This window comes from Streptomyces bobili, assembly GCF_002154575.1.
GTDB classification, from domain to species: Bacteria; Actinomycetota; Actinomycetes; order Streptomycetales; family Streptomycetaceae; genus Streptomyces; species Streptomyces bobili.
Map to the genome: position 1 here is coordinate 14086 of NZ_MUBA01000062.1, position 15847 is coordinate 29932.

At 67.5% G+C, this 15847-nt stretch carries 14 protein-coding genes and 2 pseudogenes; 7 read left to right on the forward strand and 9 right to left on the reverse strand.

Annotation, left to right across the window (positions count from 1 at the left end):
* Positions 1 to 302 precede the first annotated feature (302 nt).
* Positions 303 to 1503: pseudogene (locus BZL64_RS05735) on the forward strand (IS701 family transposase).
* Between the two features lie 341 nt (positions 1504 to 1844).
* The gene (locus tag BZL64_RS05740) at positions 1845 to 2216 is read left to right on the forward strand and encodes a hypothetical protein (RefSeq protein ID WP_086766855.1); all 372 of its coding nucleotides are present in this window, start codon (positions 1845 to 1847) and stop codon (positions 2214 to 2216) included.
* Between the two features lie 37 nt (positions 2217 to 2253).
* Here BZL64_RS05740 and BZL64_RS05745 read toward each other — a convergent pair.
* Positions 2254 to 3256: pseudogene (locus BZL64_RS05745) on the reverse strand (IS5 family transposase).
* Between the two features lie 181 nt (positions 3257 to 3437).
* Between BZL64_RS05745 and BZL64_RS05750 the strand changes: the two are divergent.
* A complete protein-coding gene (locus tag BZL64_RS05750) occupies positions 3438 to 5069 on the forward strand; it encodes a M48 family metallopeptidase (protein ID WP_086766817.1) in 1632 nt (543 codons plus the stop codon).
* 341 nt (positions 5070 to 5410) lie between these two features.
* A complete protein-coding gene (locus tag BZL64_RS05760) occupies positions 5411 to 6238 on the forward strand; it encodes a class I SAM-dependent methyltransferase (protein ID WP_244205205.1) in 828 nt (275 codons plus the stop codon).
* Between the two features lie 471 nt (positions 6239 to 6709).
* On the opposite strand, the gene BZL64_RS05770 is transcribed toward BZL64_RS05760, so the two are convergent.
* Positions 6710 to 7054 (reverse strand): hypothetical protein, encoded by a 345-nt coding sequence (locus BZL64_RS05770; protein ID WP_086766821.1) that lies wholly within the window; start codon positions 7052 to 7054, stop codon positions 6710 to 6712.
* A 103-nt stretch (positions 7055 to 7157) separates the two neighbouring features.
* On the opposite strand from BZL64_RS05770, the gene BZL64_RS05775 reads away from it, so the two are divergent.
* Entirely contained in the window at positions 7158 to 7598 is a 441-nt protein-coding gene (locus BZL64_RS05775) for a hypothetical protein (protein WP_244205206.1), read from the forward strand.
* A gap of 104 nt (positions 7599 to 7702) precedes the next feature.
* Here the strand turns inward: BZL64_RS05775 and BZL64_RS40155 are convergent, their stop codons facing one another.
* On the reverse strand, positions 7703 to 7924 hold the full coding sequence (locus BZL64_RS40155; protein ID WP_167396093.1) for a hypothetical protein: 222 nt from the start codon (positions 7922 to 7924) through the stop codon (positions 7703 to 7705).
* A gap of 183 nt (positions 7925 to 8107) precedes the next feature.
* Between BZL64_RS40155 and BZL64_RS05780 the strand changes: the two genes are divergently transcribed.
* Positions 8108 to 9004: a phosphotransferase gene (locus tag BZL64_RS05780; protein ID WP_086766824.1), complete on the forward strand. Its 897-nt coding sequence runs from the start codon at positions 8108 to 8110 to the stop codon at positions 9002 to 9004.
* Between the two features lie 10 nt (positions 9005 to 9014).
* On the opposite strand, the gene BZL64_RS05785 is transcribed toward BZL64_RS05780, so the two are convergent.
* The gene (locus BZL64_RS05785; protein WP_244205207.1) at positions 9015 to 10724 is read right to left on the reverse strand and encodes a site-specific integrase; all 1710 of its coding nucleotides are present in this window, start codon (positions 10722 to 10724) and stop codon (positions 9015 to 9017) included.
* 124 nt (positions 10725 to 10848) lie between these two features.
* On the opposite strand from BZL64_RS05785, the gene BZL64_RS39470 reads away from it, so the two are divergent.
* Positions 10849 to 11163, forward strand: coding sequence for a hypothetical protein (locus BZL64_RS39470; protein WP_143663000.1), 315 nt, complete (start codon positions 10849 to 10851; stop codon positions 11161 to 11163).
* Between the two features lie 362 nt (positions 11164 to 11525).
* On the opposite strand, the gene BZL64_RS05790 is transcribed toward BZL64_RS39470, so the two are convergent.
* The 5 genes from BZL64_RS05790 to BZL64_RS40885 form a co-directional block, all read right to left on the reverse strand.
* Positions 11526 to 12767: a tyrosine-type recombinase/integrase gene (locus BZL64_RS05790; RefSeq protein ID WP_086766826.1), complete on the reverse strand. Its 1242-nt coding sequence runs from the start codon at positions 12765 to 12767 to the stop codon at positions 11526 to 11528.
* Positions 12768 to 12853: 86 nt separating this feature from the next.
* Entirely contained in the window at positions 12854 to 13021 is a 168-nt protein-coding gene (locus BZL64_RS05795) for a hypothetical protein (protein WP_244205208.1), read from the reverse strand.
* A gap of 74 nt (positions 13022 to 13095) precedes the next feature.
* Positions 13096 to 13575, reverse strand: coding sequence for a hypothetical protein (locus tag BZL64_RS05800; protein ID WP_086766828.1), 480 nt, complete (start codon positions 13573 to 13575; stop codon positions 13096 to 13098).
* Between the two features lie 598 nt (positions 13576 to 14173).
* Positions 14174 to 14899: an SMI1/KNR4 family protein gene (locus BZL64_RS05810; protein ID WP_086766830.1), complete on the reverse strand. Its 726-nt coding sequence runs from the start codon at positions 14897 to 14899 to the stop codon at positions 14174 to 14176.
* Between the two features lie 779 nt (positions 14900 to 15678).
* The gene (locus BZL64_RS40885) at positions 15679 to 15816 is read right to left on the reverse strand and encodes a hypothetical protein (RefSeq protein WP_244205209.1); all 138 of its coding nucleotides are present in this window, start codon (positions 15814 to 15816) and stop codon (positions 15679 to 15681) included.
* Between the last annotated feature and the right edge of the window lie 31 nt (positions 15817 to 15847).

Consider the following 15847-nt stretch of genomic DNA (forward strand, 5'->3'; position numbering starts at 1 on the left):
TCACCGCAGTGGGCGCCGCCCCGGATCCCTGAATGAGTCCAAGGGATCGCCTGCGGACATGAGACGAGGGCGTCCAACGTCGATGTGTGACTACTAGTACTCCAGCAGTACTTCGTGGCTTGACCTGGGAATCGTCGAGCGGTGGGCGTGTAGCGGGCAGGATGCCGTCACGGACGGCTTCTGCCCGCACACCCCTCGAAGGAGTGCCCACGACGGCAAAGTCACCCCGGGCCCTGGGAAGCCTCGGGTCGTGATCACCGAACAGGCAGCCGAGACCTGGGACCGGGACCTGGGACCGCGACCTGGACCACCTCTTCACCACCCTCGGGCACCACTTCGGCCGCGTCGAACAACGCCGCCGCATGCGGGACTACGTGCGCGCACTGCTTGCCCCGGTGGCCGGCAAGAACAGCTGGCAACTTGCCGAACACGCCGGCCACGCCACCCCCGACGGACTGCAGCACTTGCTCTCCCGAGCCCGTTGGAACCCCGACGACATCCGCGACGACCTGCAGACCTACGTCGCCGAACACCTCGGCCGCCCCGACGGGGTACTGATCATCGACGACACCGGGTTCCTGAAGAAGGGCACTACCTCCGCCGGTGTCCAAAGGCAGTACTCCGGCACCGCCGGCCGCACCGAGAACTGCCAGATCGGCGTCTTCGCCGCCTACGCCAGCACGGCCGGCCGCGCCCTGGTGGACCGAGAGCTCTACCTGCCCAAGTCCTGGACCGACGACCTCGACCGCTGCCGCGCGGCCAAGGTCCCCGATCAGCGGGAGTTCGCCACCAAGACACCCGCGCGGCGACGATCGTCCGCAGGGCGCTGGCCTCGCCGCTGCCGATCGCCTGGGTCACGGCGGACGCCGCTTATGGACAGGACAACCGCTTCCGCCGGATGCTGGAATCATCCGGCATCGGCTATGTCCCCTGGCCGTCCCCAAGTCCCAGTTCTCCCTGGCCGGCCCACGCATCGACAGGGCCTTCGAGCAGGCCCCTGACCAGGCATGGGAACGCCGTTCCTGCGGCGCGGGCGCGAAGGGGCAGCGCGAGTACGACTGGACGGCCGTCCAGTTTCGCCCAGTGGCCGAGTGCGCCCACCAGGACGGCGAGTTGATCCGCCGTCGGTGGGCGCTGGCACGGCGCAGCTTGACCCGGCCGGACGAGATCGCCTACTACCTCGGCTACGCACCGCTGGATGTCGGAGTGGACGAACTGGTGCGCGTCGCTGGCGCCCGGTGGGCGATCGAGGAGTGTTTCCAGGCGGCGAAGAACGAGCGCGGCCTGGACGAGTACCAGGTCCGCCGCTACGTCGGCTGGTACCGGCACATCACCCTGGCCATGCTCGCCCACGCCTTCCTCGCGGCGATGAGCGCGCGAGCAGCCGAAAAAGGGGGTGCGTCGGTGAGGATGCCGTGGTCGTCGAGCTCACCGTGGCGGAAGTGCGGCGACTCCTGGCAGCTCACACACCCCGAGGCCTTCACACCCTCACCCACGCGTTGAGCTGGTCGCACTGGCGCCGACGACGCCAAGCGGTGGCCCGCCGCTGCCACTATCGCCGTCGTGGGCACTCCTTCGAGGGGTGTGCGGGCAGAAGCCGTCCGTGACGGCATCCTGCCCGCCACACTCCCACCGCTCGACGTTTCCCCAGGTCAAGCCACGAAGTACTGCTGGAGTACTAGGGCGCGCATTTGCTTGTGATCAATAGATGGTCCGGGTGAGGTGTTCGAGCCAGATAAAGTGCCCCCCGAAGTCAGGCATGGGGGATCACGTTGGAGCGACGGAAGCTGATCGGGATCGGGGCGGGGCTGGCGGTCCTACCCGCCTGGTGGACCCTGCGTCAGGTGGCGAACGGCGCAAAGCGGGACTGGCACACCGACACCGCGCCGCTGGAGCGGGCATTCCCGCTGCTGGGCCCGCTCACCGACGCCAAGTGGGTGAGCAGCCGGGACAACGATCGGGGCGTACCGTCGCCGGAGCTGGTGATCTCGGGCTTCGCCCGGCTGACACCGGGGAAACTTGCCGAGCTGACGGCGGCCCACGCCTTCGTCTCCGAGGGGTCGGCCGATGACTTCTCCTCGTGGTTCGAGAAGCCGCTCAAGGGCGAGGGGCCGGAGAACCCCCAGTGGATCCGGTCGCACGAGCTTGACCGCGACGGCAGCGGCTACTCCACCAAACTGTGGTTTGACCGTCGCAGCGACACCGTCCGCTTCTAGGCACTCAACCCGTACGGCTAGGGCGCGTCGATTGTGATCATTGGGTGGTCCGCGTGAGGTCTTTGATCCAGATCATCGATGCGCGCAGGTGGAGGCCGGCGAGGTAGCTTTCCGGGGTCTTGTCGTACCGGGTGGCGATGCCTCGCCAGCCCTTCAGCTTGTTCATCAGGCGCTCGGCGGTGTTCCGCTCCTTGTAGAGATCGGCGTCGTGGCCGACAGGTCTACCGCCCTTGCTGCCCTTCTTCTTCCGGTTGGCGGCCTGGTCCTTCTTCTCCGGAATGACTGCCTTGATGCGGTGTTTCCGCAGGTGGGCGCGGTTGCTGCGGGACGAGTAGGCCTTGTCCCCGGCGACCGCGTCCGGCCGGGTGCGGGGGCGGCCGGCGGGCCCGCGCACCCGTATCTTCCTCAGTACGTGGACGAACAGCGGGCTGTCCGCAGCCTGCCCTGCGGTCAGTACGAATGCCAGCGGGCGACATCTGCGGTCGGCAGCCAGATGGACCTTGCTGGTCTGCCCGCCCCTGGAACGCCCGAGGAGAGCGGCCTTCAACCGAAGTTTTCGCCGCCGCCGGATGCGTCGTCGTTCCTCCCGCTCGGGGGCGTCCCCGCTGTCCTGCCCGCTTTGTTCTTCGCAGCTGCCCTTTTCGACCTGGCCTTCTCCTCCTCGGTGGCAGCCTTCTTCAGGGCGGCGATGACGTCCTCGCCCAGGTGCATCCCAGCGGCGTCGTGGTGAGCGCGCGCGGTGGTGGAGTCGATGCTGACCAGGACAGGTCCACCTCGCCCCGCTTCGCAGCTTCGGCGATCAGGCCCTTCAGCAGGGCCTCAAAGACCCCGGCATCACGCCACTGGCGGGAGCGGTTGGAGACGGTCGACCAGGCGCCGAACTCCGTCGGCATCTCCCGCCACTGCCCGCCCGTGTTGAACCGCCAGATCACTCCCTCGAACTGCTGCCGCAGCCGCTCGGGATACGGGCCGTACTCACCGATCGGCAGGTACAGCTCGATGAACTCCCACTGCGGGGCGGTCAGTTGCACTCGCGTCACACAAGAAGGTCTACCGGTCCAGGCCACGCCGCGATGGCGGAACCCGCCGATTGATCACTAGCCGATACGCGCCCTAACTCACTGGTCTGGGGGGCGGCAGACCTGCTCGGAAGGCGGGAGGTAGGATCCGCGAGCGTTGTTGGCCCATTCGGGCTGGCCGAGCCCTGTGGGGGATCTTCCGATGACGTTCCGACTGCGCGCTGTCCGCGGGCTCGTGCTGCTGGCCGGCTTCTATCTGATGGGCGTGGTCCTGCTGTCGGCCATGGCGGTGCTCGACTGGCTGCTGGTGACACGGCTGTTCACCGCGCGGGCGGCCTGGTTCGAAGGCATGGTTCTGACGGTCACCATTCTGCTGGCGTGGGCGATTCTGCGAGGCATGTTCGCGTCTCTGCGGGCCGGGCGTCTGGGCCCGGTCCTACACGCGGTGGCGGTCTCGCCACAGGACCAGCCCGCACTGTGGGAACAGGTGTGCGCCGCCGCCGAAGTGACGGGGGAGCGGTTGCCGGACGAGCTCTACCTGGTCGCCGAGGTCAACGCGGGGGTGGCCGAACAGAACCGCCTGCTGGGGCTGCTGCCCGGACGACGCCGTATGCTCCTGGGCCTGCCGCTGCTCGCGGGGCTGACCGTCCCGCAGCTGCGCGCCGTCCTCGCCCACGAGTTCGGGCATTACAGCAACCTGGACACTCGGCTCGGCGGTGTCACGATGCGCGGCCGGGAAGCGGTACTGCACACGGTGGAGGTTTTCCGCGAGGGCAGCACCCCGCTGCACTACGCGATCGGCACCCTGTACGTCGGCTACGCCCGGATGTTCCTGCGGACTTCGAAGTCCCTGGCCCGCCACCAGGAGTTCGCTGCCGACCAGTTGGCCGCCCGGCACGCGGGTCGTGAGGCGACGGTCGCTGCGCTGCGCATCCTTCCGGTGCTGGCTGCCGCGCACACCCACTACCTGGAGACGTACGCCGCGATGGGCGGGCCGCTGGGAGCGCTGCCGCCCGTCGGCGAGGTGCACGGCGGTTTCCAACGGCTGCTCGCCGCACGGACGGGGGACCGGCTCGCTGCGCTCTCCGCCGGCCAGCCTCCGCCGCGGCCGCACGAGTACGATTCACACCCGTCGGCTGCCGAACGGATCGCCCTGATCGAGAAGCTGCCCGCCGATGACCGAGCCGATGGGGCGGCCGATGAGTCGGCCGCGCTCACCTTGCTGCACGACCCGGACCGGATGTTCGCTGCGCTGGAGGCGCGCACGCTGCCGCAGGAGGCGGCGCGGCTGCGGCGCATGAGTTGGGACGACCTCGTCCTGGCCCGCGCGGTCGCCGACGCCGAGGTCTGGTCCCGGCCGTTGCGGGTCGCCGTGGCCAGGACGTTGCGCTCATCGGCGCAAGGCACAGACGGTTCGGTGACCGCACGCCGAGATGCCACGGCCGAGGGGGTGGCGAACGACCAGTTGCCCGGCTTGGAGGAGATACTCGACGCGTTTGACCGCGGCCTGCTATGGATGGCGGTCGCCGACCGCATGCCCAAGCCGCATCAGGCTGCGCGACTGATCGGGCCGTCCGCCCGCAACTTCATCCGGCCCAAGGTCTTCGACGGGCTCGCGGGCATGGTCCACCTGCGCCTCGCCGAGGCCGGATACACGACCCCGGACATCGCGTGGTCGGGGCAGCCCGGGCTCGTCCTTCCCGAGGCGTGGGAGAAGGACATGGACGACGCCCTCGATGCGGCCGTCGCCGACACGCCCGACACTGCCCCCCTGCGCGCCCTACTTGTCGGCCCCCACCCCGTGTCCACGCATAACCGCCGCTCGAACTTGTGATCCCCCACACCTCCCAAATGGTGAGGGTCAGGTCTTGCGAACCTGGCCAGTGGAGCTGGTGGCAGGGCCGCTTTGTCACCGGCTGGCTGCCAGAGCACAGGACACCGTTACGCCGTCCGGGGTCGCGGCCCCGACCGGCGCTGCCACGTCGACGGTGCGGCCGTCGTCCAGGACAACCGGGGTGCGCAGCAGTTGGACAAGCTGTGTACGGTGCTGCTCCAACCGCGCGGCGGGCATCTGAAGGACGACGGCGAACTCTTCTCTGAACTTCCGGCGCCAGCGCAGCAGCTGCCGGTAAATCAATGGCGTCTCCGTGGATGGGCCTCATAGCTTGTGCGTTCGTGACTGATGATCCGAAGGCGCACCCGAATCGACACGGCCTAGGCCGGGTGTTCAACGAGGTGCCGGAGCTCTACGACCGGGTCCGGCCGGGATACCCCGACGAGTTGTTCTCGTGCCTTTGCGCCATCACGGGCATGGACGAACAGTCGTCGGTGCTGGAGGTGGGCTGCGGCACCGGGCAGGCGACGCGCTCGCTTGCAGCGCTCGGATGCTCAGTGACCGCCGTCGAGCCGGGCGCAGATATGGCCGCACTCGCTCGCCAGCGGATGGCGTCTTTCCGGAACGTCGAAGTCGAGACGTCGAGGTTTGAGGAGTGGGACAACCGCGGTCGACGCTTTGATGTCCTCGTGGCTGCGTCGTCGTGGCACTGGGTCGACCCGTCGATTGGCTGGCAGCGAGCGCACGACATGCTTCATCCCGGAGGCTGGATGGCGCTGCTCGGTCATGTCGTTGTCCGCCGGCCGGGAGAACCGGAGGTGTATGCCGAGACCGCCGATCTCCACGAGCGGTTCTGCCCGGGGAACCCTGATTGGGGTCATCCGCCACTCGAAGAGGACGTGCGCGGCACCGACGAGGGTTGGGGCCTGGTCGACGACCCCGGAGAATTGTTTGGCCCAACGATTGTGCGCTGGTATCCAACCGTTCAGTGGTTCACCGGGGACGGCTTTGCCGATCACCTTCGCTCGTTGTCGCTGTACCGGAGACTCGATTGCGAAGTCCGTGAGCCTTTGCTCGACGCCGTCGCCGAGCGGATCCGCACGCGGATGGGCGACCGGGCATCACGCCGTTACCTGAGTGTCCTCCGCGTTGGACGGCGTGCCCAGTGAGGCCAGGGACCTGCCCCTGAACCAACTCGAAGGTCTCGTAGCTGTGTTGGTCCGTGCCGCGATCTGGCTGAAGGTAGGCATACCGAGGTCGATCGCTTTGCACTGCCGTTCTCGTTCCGATTCGAGCTGGGGGAGCTTCTCCTCTTCGCTGGCGAGGCTGACTTGGAGTCCTTCGATCTCACCGAGCCATCCCTCCTGTTCTGCTTCGGTGATTCGGGCGATCAGGTCGTCGCGGATCTCGATGGGGCGGTGTCTCTGAGCCGGGTCCGGTCGGAGCATGGAGCATCGGATACGCGCCTGTCCGAACTACCCAGCTCACGGACCGACTGGGCCGATCGCGGACGGAGTTGCTAAAAGTAGCGGGCAACAATCTCGGCGTCCGGGAGTATCCGGGCGTGTCGCGCCGCCAACTCCTGCCTGATCCTGGTCTCGATCAGCCTCCGGCTCGCACCATGAACAACGCGTCCCAACTCAGCCGGCGTCCAGGGCGTCTGCGCGCCTCGTCAGGTCCGCCGCGACGCGATCCCAGTCCGGTCCGTGCAGCCACAAGTTCTCGGCAGCCTCGCGCGTCAGCGCTGGCTCATCAGGCCGCTCCAGGAGCACCAACCGGTAGGACAGGTTGCGAACCCAGACCGGCAAACGGCCATCGACCACGTGCGGGCAGAGCTCACGGAGCATGGCGAGGATCGAATCCGCGTCAGCGAAGGTGAGTTCCACGACGAAGTAGTGCTCCCGATGGTCGAGGCCGCACTCGGGCGTCGGTCCGAACGCGTCTCCATGGAGATACCGGGCGTGCTCCGTCAAAGTGCTGTGCATGTCCTGGAGCCTATGACCCCTTGATCTGCGGGAACGAAGCGATCATCTGGAGGGTGCCCCAGTGGTATTTTGACCCGAAATCGAGGGAGGGGTGAGTAGGCGGGTGGACAGAGACCGGCGGCATGCAGCTGTATTGGTACTCCGCGAGCTCGGGCGAAGCCACGATTACCGTGACCGGGCGGATGCCGGTCACGGCCTGGCAGGCTTCGCCGAGATGCAGGAAGCCCTCGGGCCACTGCTGGAGCTCGTGCTCGACGCAGGTGACACCTTCGTCACCCGGGTGACTGCGGAAGCCGTGCTGCGGCGAAAGGACAGGATCGGGTTGGCGGTAGTCGCCTCCGCACTGGCAGTCGCCGACTCGAATCACAGCGATTGGATCCACACCGCACTTCACGATGTGTTCAGTATCTTCTCCGAAGACCGGGACAACGCGATGCAGTTGTGCGAGGAGATGTTGCGGGACACTGACGACCGCGTTGCCCTGGGGGCTCGTCAGATGCACGAAGCCCTGGCCGAGCTCGACCCCGTTCTTCGCCCCATTTAGCCCGGGGTGGACACTGCCGTGAGAGCGCAGGTGCTCGAATCTCCATCCGGGCATCCTGCAGGGCCCAGCTCCATGAGCGATTCCGCCGGCGGTCGCGTCGGCGCTCAGCGTTCTGGCTCGGCGCTGGTTCGTCCGGCGTCGCGACGGAAGTCGGGCATGCCGAGGTGGACGGTGAACGGCTGGGCCGCACGGTCGCGCATGGCCTCCAGCTTCAGGGCGGCGGCCAGGGTGGTCTCGATGGCGGCGACTTCGCCGAGCCAGCCCTGGTCCCTGGCCTCTTGGAGGCGGTCGATGAGGTTGGCGTGGATCTCCTGGAGGCGTGGCATCTGGGCGGGGTCCACAAGCAGTAGGGGGCATCTGACACAGGCTTCTCTGAACTTTGGGGCCGTGCCGTCCCAATGCCTCTGATCTGCAGCTCTTTGAAACCGAATGGGATGCCAGAGGAATCACAGTGAGTGTTCCGGAGAGCGAGAGCCGTTCCGCCTGCCGCCTCAGTACTGTGACTTCGCATGACCGACACCGAGATCGAGATCACCGCAGACTTGGTCCGTAACCTGCTGCAGGAGCAACATCCAGACCTTGCAGGGCTGGCCATCCGCGAGGTAGCGGGCGGCTGGGGCAACCAAATGTGGCGCCTCGGGGACGACTTGGCCGTGCGCATGCAGCGCATGGACCCCACCCCGGAGCTCCAGCTGAAGGAGCGGCGGTGGCTACCGGTGCTGGCCCCGCGCTTGCCGCTCCCGGTGCCGCTCCCGGTTCGGTTCGGCGAACCGTCCGAGCGCTTCCCCAAGCACTGGACCGTGATGACGTGGGTTCCCGGCGAGCCGCTGGACCACGGCTCGATCAGCCGCGGCGACCACGCGGCCGACACGCTGGCGGGCTTCCTCCGGGCACTCCATGAGGAGGCGCCCGCCGAGGCGCCGATCTCTGCGGACTTCGGTGCCCATCCCAGGAACTGCACGGACGGCTTCGAGAACTTCTTCCAGGCTGTGGTCCCCGACGACATCGCTGCCGACGTCCGGGTCGTCTGGGACGACGCCGTTGCTGCCCACGCATGGGAGGGTCCGCGGGTCTGGGTGCACGGCGACCTCCATCCCGCGAACGTCGTCGTCTCGGACGGAACACTCTCGGGCATCGTCGACTTCGGTGCCATGTTCGCCGGCGATCCGGCGTGGGACCTCGCCGCCGCATGGGTGCTGCTGCCCGCGGGCACGGCCTCACGGTTCTTCGACATGTACGCGCATGCAGACGAGGCGGCGATCCGGCGTGCCCGCGGGCTGGCCGCTATGAAGAGCCTCTTCCTGATGCTCATGGGGCAGAACGGAGATCGGGGCCTTCCCGGCGGCAAGCCGCACTGGGGACCTGCAGGCCGGGCAGCACTTGATCGTGTCCTGAAGGGCGTTTGACCCACGCTTCTTAAACCTGTTCTCCATCTTGATTGAGGGCCATGCGGCAGCCCACCTTCGTGGGTTCATCGATCACCACGCATGGTGGGGATGCCAAGGTCCACGGCCGTATGCTGCCCGTGGCCCCGATCGAGCTGGCTGAGCTTCTCCTCGGCGCCAGCCAGGCTGACCTGGAGACCCTCGACCTCGCCGAGCCACCCTTCGCGTTTGGCCTCGGCGATGCGCGCGACGAGGTTGTCGCGAATATCGACCAACCGCCCGCGTTGGGCCGGGTCCGGCCGGAGGAGCGAGCATCTGACACAAGCGTGCTCATGGATGCAGGGGGATCCGAAGGCGCGTGCGCAGGTGCCGATGGACACTTTCCGCTTCTCGAAGTGGGCGAGGAAGGCGTCCCATTCCTCCTCTGTCGGGATCCGGTACTCCTCGCCGGGGCGGGAGGCCCGTCGGCGGGCGATGAACGCCCGGTGGGCCTCGATCGTCTCGGCAGGGTAGACCGCCTTGTATCGATCGTGGTGTCGATGCTCTTGTGACCGCAGATGACCTGGGCAATGTGTGGGGGCAGTCCGTTCATGATGGCGTCGGTGACGAAGATCCTTCGGAAGTCGTGAGGAGAGAAGGACAGTGCTTCGCCGTCGGCGTTGGTCAGACCGGTGGCGGCCAGCGCATTGATCAGCAGTTTGCGGATCGCGGTCGGCGTGAAAGCGCGGTGCTCGGAGCCGATGCCGCGCTGGAACAGCAGCGGCATCGGCGGGTTCCAGACCTTCTCGCGGACGTCATAGGCCGCCACCAGCGGAACCGCCCCGCGGGGGCCGCGCAACCGGCTGGTGATGGCGCTGAGTACATCGGCGAGTTCCGGGCTGACCAGCAGGAGTCGCTCGGTGTCGGTTTTGGACGGAGCGATCTGCAGTAGCGGCACAACCTCATCGGTGGACGGGAGCCGGTACTGGGTGACGCTTTGGTGCGTGAGTTCCAGGAGCTCCTCGTTGCGAACGCCGGTCAGACGCAGGACCTCAATCGCGGCGAACGCCCAGAACGCTTCCTCTTCTTCATAGCTCAGGTTCCGACGGCGCCCGCTGGAGGTCTCCTCGGCCCAGATGAGATGGCCGGCGGCCTTCGGAGCGATGGCTCTGCGCATGGCCCCGCCGGTGCCGGGGATCAGCGCTCCGGGCTCGGTGTCTCCCGCCGCCTGGAGCAGTTCGGCGGCTTCGCGGCGCCGCCGGTCGCTGGTGCTGACCAGGATGGGGAGGACGGGCAGCCGCTCGCGGGTGCGCTGATCCATCCGGGCTTTGCGCCGCTTGCGTTCCTTGGCCTTGTGGATCTCGTCGTCGCTGATCGGACAGGGCACGGCCCATGGCCCCCAGCGGGCCGGTTCCTCGGCGGCCCATTGCGCGATGTCGAGGTAGAACGCACGGACGCGCATGAGTTCGTCCTTGGCGTTGAGCCGCGGGCTGGAGACCTCGACGCTCTTGCCGTCGGGGCCGACGACGGTGCGCTTTTTGACCTTCAGGTCGTCCTTCCAGGCGCGAGCCACCGCCGGGGGCAGCCGCAGCGTGTCGATTCCCGGCGCCAGGGCTTCGATCCGGGCCCAGAACAGGCCCGCGAGCGTGCGCGAGATCGCGTCCAGGCTGGCGAAGTCCAGCGATGGTTGACGCTCGCGCAGGTAGTCCACGATCAGGTCGCGTACCGGTTGGCATCGGATCCGGTAGCGGTCCACCAGCATCTTCGATGCTCAACTGGCCCAGCGCGAGCCCGAAGGCACGGATCGTAGCCGGGGCATCCTCGGGGAAGATGCCCATGGCGCGCAGCCGCAGGTAGAAGTCGACCTTCTTCTGTCCGCCGCGGGCGTGCACCCGGCGCTGGGTATCGACGAGCTCCACGCAGTCGCCGACGGTGATGTCGCCGATCCGTCCGCCCTTGCAGGCCAGCAGGGTGGCGATTCGCGTCGCGGCGATCTGCGCATCCTTGCGCGAGCTCGCCGGCCCGGCGGCGGCGAGCTGGTGCAGGCGCGCGAATCCGTCCGGGTCTCGGACCTCGGCCATCACAGAGGCGAGATACCGGTGCGTGCAGGTGAGCATCCACGGCAGACCGGGACGGATGACGTCTCCGCAGATCAGCATGAGCAGCCCAGAGGTCAGGTCTTCCCGGTCATGCGACGGTGAGGGCCCGTGCTCGCTCAACCACCGCTGTGGGAGCTCCACCCAGGCGGCTCCGCACAAGTCCTCGGCCCCCGTAGCTATCCAGCGCTGCTGCCACGTATCCCCGGGCTGGCTCGACAGCCAGTGCAGCAGCTTGGTCACCCCGCGGCGGCGTCCGGCTCGGGTGCCGTTCGCCGCCGGGCGGAACGGCGGCGCTGTCAGGCGGCGCAGCGTCTCCTCAGACGACTGGGCGGTCTGGGACCACCACCGTTCCGCGGCCCGGGCCGGGAACTGCTCCCGCAGCCGACTGTTCCGCGCCTGTGCCTGCTCCGCGGTCGCGTTCGTGACCTCCAACGTCTTGCGCGTCGCGTGCTTGACGACGGCCGTCACGACGAACGCCCGAACAAGACGTCCAGTGACGCCGGGTCGTAGCCCGGTGCCGGCGGCGGAGGCGCCGGCTGGATGCTCTCGCGGGCCTGGCGTGCGTGGTGTGCCAGCACTCCGGCCACGACCTCGTCCTTGTGCGGCGTCAGATATACCTCCGTGGCAGACAGGTGAGCGTGTCCGAGCACCCACTGCACGTCGGACAGCGTCAACTTCGGGTCGCGCACCATGCGGGCGGCCGCGCTGTGCCGCAGGTCATGAAGGGTCCAGTCGGCGCCGAGCGAGGCGTTGACGCGCTCGAACATCCGGTGGGCACCGTGGTAGGTCAGGGGTCGGATCGGGTCTCGCCGTGTCCACCACACCGGCTGGGTGCGGCCTCGCGCAACCTGGCCTTGTACCTCCTGCTGGTAGAGGCGCAGCCATACGAATGCGTCCGCCGACGCCGGCACCTGCTGGACCGCCCGCGAGCCCTTGCGCACCACGCTGATCAACTGCTGGTCGGGGTCGACATCGCGCTGACGCATGCCGATCAGTTCCGAAGCCCGCACCCCGGTGGAGATCCAGAAGGCGACCAAGGCCCGGTCGCGGTTGGAGGGCAGCGCCGCGAACAGCTTGTTGAACCATGCCTCCGGAATCGATCGTGGGATGCGCCGCGGCAGGCTGGGCCGGTAGCGACCCACCCGCTCGGGCCGCCAGCCGTCCATCGGATTGTGGTGCGCGTGAGCCCGCCCTGAGCGGCGGGACAGGTCCAGGGGGAACGGGTTGAGCAGCGGGCCGGTCCCCGCATCGCGGTGCACATCGTAGAACCGGCGCAGGACCGTCTCGCTGTGCACGACGGTGGCCGGAGCGTATCCGGATCCGGTCGGCGGCTTCCCGGTCACCGGGTTCGCAGCACCGGCTCCCCGTACCGCTCGCAGGCCCTGGGCCTTGATCTTCCTGGGTTTGACGGTCTCTTGGATCCAGCAGCTGAAGTCCCGGGCCTCCCGACGGGTCGCCCGGTCCCAGGAAACGTCCACAGCCTGCAGGAACCGCCACCACCGCAAAAGATCCATCCCGTAGGAACGAACCGTTGACGGCGCTTTCCCCGCGGCCAGCAACTCCTGGAAATAGACGGCGACTGCCTCGACGGCCGCTCCATCGGGATCGATCAGCCGGTAGGGCTCGTACCGGTCGCCGGTCTCCACCAGCCGACCCCACCGGGGAACCACCAGGGCCGCCAAATCTCGTCGGGGAGCATCGTTCATCACGACCGGTGACCATAGTGCTCGATGACTCCATCCGCCCACTGAACTGGGCAATCTCTAGCGTTCGTTCAGTCAACGGGGCGTTTTCATGCTGGCACGGGGTCGCAGCCGCGGCCGTAGGTCCCCAGGGCGACCTTGCGGAGTTCGAAGTGGGCCAGGAACTCGTCCCACTCGGTCGCGGTGAGCTCGCGGTACTCCTTGCTGGGCCGCTCGGTTCTGCGGCGGGCGATGAAGGCCCGGTGATGGGAGATCACGTCCTCCGGGCAGATCGCTAATGGTGGAGCCGGGTATTGGAACTCGCCGAATGCCTAACCCTCACGGGCTGAGATCACGTGTAGAAGAAGAAGCGGTCGAACCAGCTCCTGGCGTGATAGCGGAGCTCCAACGCGCCGTCGTAGTCGGCCCAAGTCAAGTGTTCGGGGACGGTGACGTATCCGAGGTTGCTGAGTATCCCGGTGAGGCGGCTGAGGTCGGTGGAATTGAGCAGGTAGCTGCTCTCCTCCTCGTCGTAGCTCATGGGATTGCCGAGAGTGACGATAGCCAGATCACCGAAGTTGCTGACGATTACCGTGATGAAGTCGGCACTCGCTGTGGCCGCGACGGGGATAGTGATCCTTCCGTGGTAGCTGGCCTCCTGGACGTCCCGTTCGACAGTGCAGGTGCAGGCGAACTCTCTGTCGATGTCGGCAGCGAGCTTGTTGAATCGCGTTCGGGTAGCAGATCGGTCGAAGTTGCGCGGGAACTCTGCGTCTCCGGAGGTGTCGAGCTTCCTCAGGAGGGTCCAAAGGTGCTGCTGGTCGGTGGTCATCGTCCGCTCCTGATCGGGTCGGGTCGGCTGTTCCGGCGGCTGACCTCGGCTGCGTAGGCGCCCCAGTCTCCGGCGGCGGCCCGTTGCCATTTGACGGCGACGGTGATGTCGATGCCGAGGGTGCGGGAGAGGACCGCGGCGGGTAGCTCGGTGGCGAGGTGGAACAGAGCAGTTGAGCGGGTCTCGGCGAGCCGGATGTCGTGTTTGCGGAGTCGTTCGCCCGTGGCCCAGACACTGATCGGGCGGCCGGGCTGACCGCCGGGGAAGAGTCAGGGAGAATCCGTCCGGGCGAGAGCGGCATGGCTGCGACGAACCGCGATCTGGTAGAGGGTCAGTTCAGCGACGGGTATCCACTCGGGACTTGGTCCCCGGCTCCCCTGCCGCGGTACGACGCGCCCGCACCACGTCCGAATGCGTGACCGTCCTGCCGCCCACCTCGCCGCTGCGCCAGCCTTCACTACAGCGGCCCGGCACCCGTCCTCCCACCCGCTGAACATCGCTGCGCCCGATGCCCACCTGCCCTGCAAGCGGCACACGGTGAAGTGCGTCTTCGAGCGGTTGCTGGATGAGCACGGCGCGGAGGAGATCTCGTCCGCGTTCAGCGGTAGTCGTTGAGCCAGTCGCCTGGAATCAGGTCACGAATGCGGTCGAGGTCTTCCGGTGTCCGGGCACGAGCCAGGACTGCCGTGCCGTCGTCGTCGCGCAGAAGGACGTCCTGGCCCAGGAACCAGCGAGTTGGGTGCTCCTCGCAGGTGGGATAGGCCGGGAACGGAAGTTGCACGCAGTGTCGCTCCAGCAGCTCGATGCTGTGGTGATCCGGGTCAAGGAAGTCGCAGGACTCTCCGTCGGCCTGCACGGACTCGGACAGAACGATCTCGACGAAGCAGAGGGAGAGATGCTCCAGCCAGCTCTCCCACTGCTCGGCGGACTTGTCTGCCAGGTCGGCCCGGATGAACACCGCCGGGTCGTCGTCCTGGAGGCTGTCGAGAAGGATGCCCCAGGATGCGGCGCCCTGGTTCTCGTGCCGGAAGACCAGGGCCTCCTTCGCGTCATCCACATACAGCTCTGCCGGGCCGAGCAGCACATCGTGGTTGCTGGTGAGGTCGCGGCGGCGCCCGAAAAGCAGGTACGCCTCGCGCAGCGCGGCCGGCAGTGGGACACCCAGCCTCTCCTCCGCCGCGGCCAGGTCGGCCTCGGTCCACCCGTCGCCGGTCTTCAGGCCGCTGGCCCAAAGGGCAGAGAAGTCCTGGATGAAGCTCCACGCGCCGCTGCGGCCTTCGACGCCTCTGGCGAGAGACGCGGCAAGATCGAACCTTTGTGTCATGCCAGGACGATATCCGTCCGGTTCAACGGGTCCGCGGACTGCCCCGACACGCCCAGGTGCTCTCGGAAGGAAGCAACATTCCTGGCCTGCTTGATCACCATCTGCTGCCCAACCCGGCATCAAACGCTCTCGCCTTACGGTTCTGGCACACCTTCCGTGAGAGCGGTGGTCGACTCTCTCTTCTGGTGGGCAGACTGGAGCGATGCGGATGGAAAACATCGTCAGGGTCCAGGCCTTCCGGCTCGCCGTGGCCTACCGGACATCGATTCGCCGACCGCACCCGCGCCAAGCACGCGACCGTCCACGAACTGCTGGCCACCGGACTCAGCCGGAGGGCGATCGGCCGCCAACTCCGCATGACCTCGCGCACCGTCAAGCTCTTCGCCGACGCAGCCACCCCAGAGGACCTCTTCCGCGGGCAATGGCAAGGTCGACCGTCCAAGCTCGACGCGTTCAAGCCCTACCTGGATGGCCGCTGGAACCAGGGCTGCACGAACGCCCTGGACGGTTTGGGAGGAGATTGTGCCGCTCGGCTATCAGGGCAGCTACCAGCGGTTCGCGCCTACTTCCGGGAGAAACGGCTCTCTCCCGGCTCCGTCACAGCTCGGCCGCCGTCACCCCGCGTCGTCGCCGGATGGATCCTCCGGCGCCCCGAGACCCTCCCGGAGATCGACCACCTTCGGCTCAAGGCCGTCCTGGTCCACTGCCCTGAACTCGACGCCCTCACCGGTCACGTCCGGTCCTTCGCCCAGATGCTCACCGAGCGCCGGGGCGAACGGCTACCGCAGTTGCTCGACGCCGTCCGGCAAGACGACCTCCCCAGCCTCCATACCCTCGCCGCAGGCATCGAACGTGACCGCGATGCCGTCATCGCCGGCCTCACCCTGCCCTGGAGTTCCGGTGTCATCGAAGGACATGTCAACCGGATCATTCTGTGGAATCAGAATT

What these genes read in the sequence shown, in the direction of transcription:
- BZL64_RS05790 (WP_086766826.1), bottom strand. Translation starts at nt 12,767, where the DNA reads ATGAACGATGCTCCCCGACGAGATTTGGCGGCCCTGGTGGTTCCCCGG.
- BZL64_RS40155 (WP_167396093.1), bottom strand. Translation starts at nt 7,924, where the DNA reads ATGCCACGCCTCCAGGAGATCCACGCCAACCTCATCGACCGCCTCCAA.
- BZL64_RS05780 (WP_086766824.1), top strand. Translation starts at nt 8,108, where the DNA reads ATGACCGACACCGAGATCGAGATCACCGCAGACTTGGTCCGTAACCTG.
- BZL64_RS05810 (WP_086766830.1), bottom strand. Translation starts at nt 14,899, where the DNA reads ATGACACAAAGGTTCGATCTTGCCGCGTCTCTCGCCAGAGGCGTCGAA.
- BZL64_RS40885 (WP_244205209.1), bottom strand. Translation starts at nt 15,816, where the DNA reads ATGTCCTTCGATGACACCGGAACTCCAGGGCAGGGTGAGGCCGGCGAT.
- BZL64_RS05800 (WP_086766828.1), bottom strand. Translation starts at nt 13,575, where the DNA reads ATGACCACCGACCAGCAGCACCTTTGGACCCTCCTGAGGAAGCTCGAC.
- BZL64_RS05785 (WP_244205207.1), bottom strand. Translation starts at nt 10,724, where the DNA reads ATGCTGGTGGACCGCTACCGGATCCGATGCCAACCGGTACGCGACCTG.
- BZL64_RS05750 (WP_086766817.1), top strand. Translation starts at nt 3,438, where the DNA reads ATGACGTTCCGACTGCGCGCTGTCCGCGGGCTCGTGCTGCTGGCCGGC.
- BZL64_RS05770 (WP_086766821.1), bottom strand. Translation starts at nt 7,054, where the DNA reads ATGCACAGCACTTTGACGGAGCACGCCCGGTATCTCCATGGAGACGCG.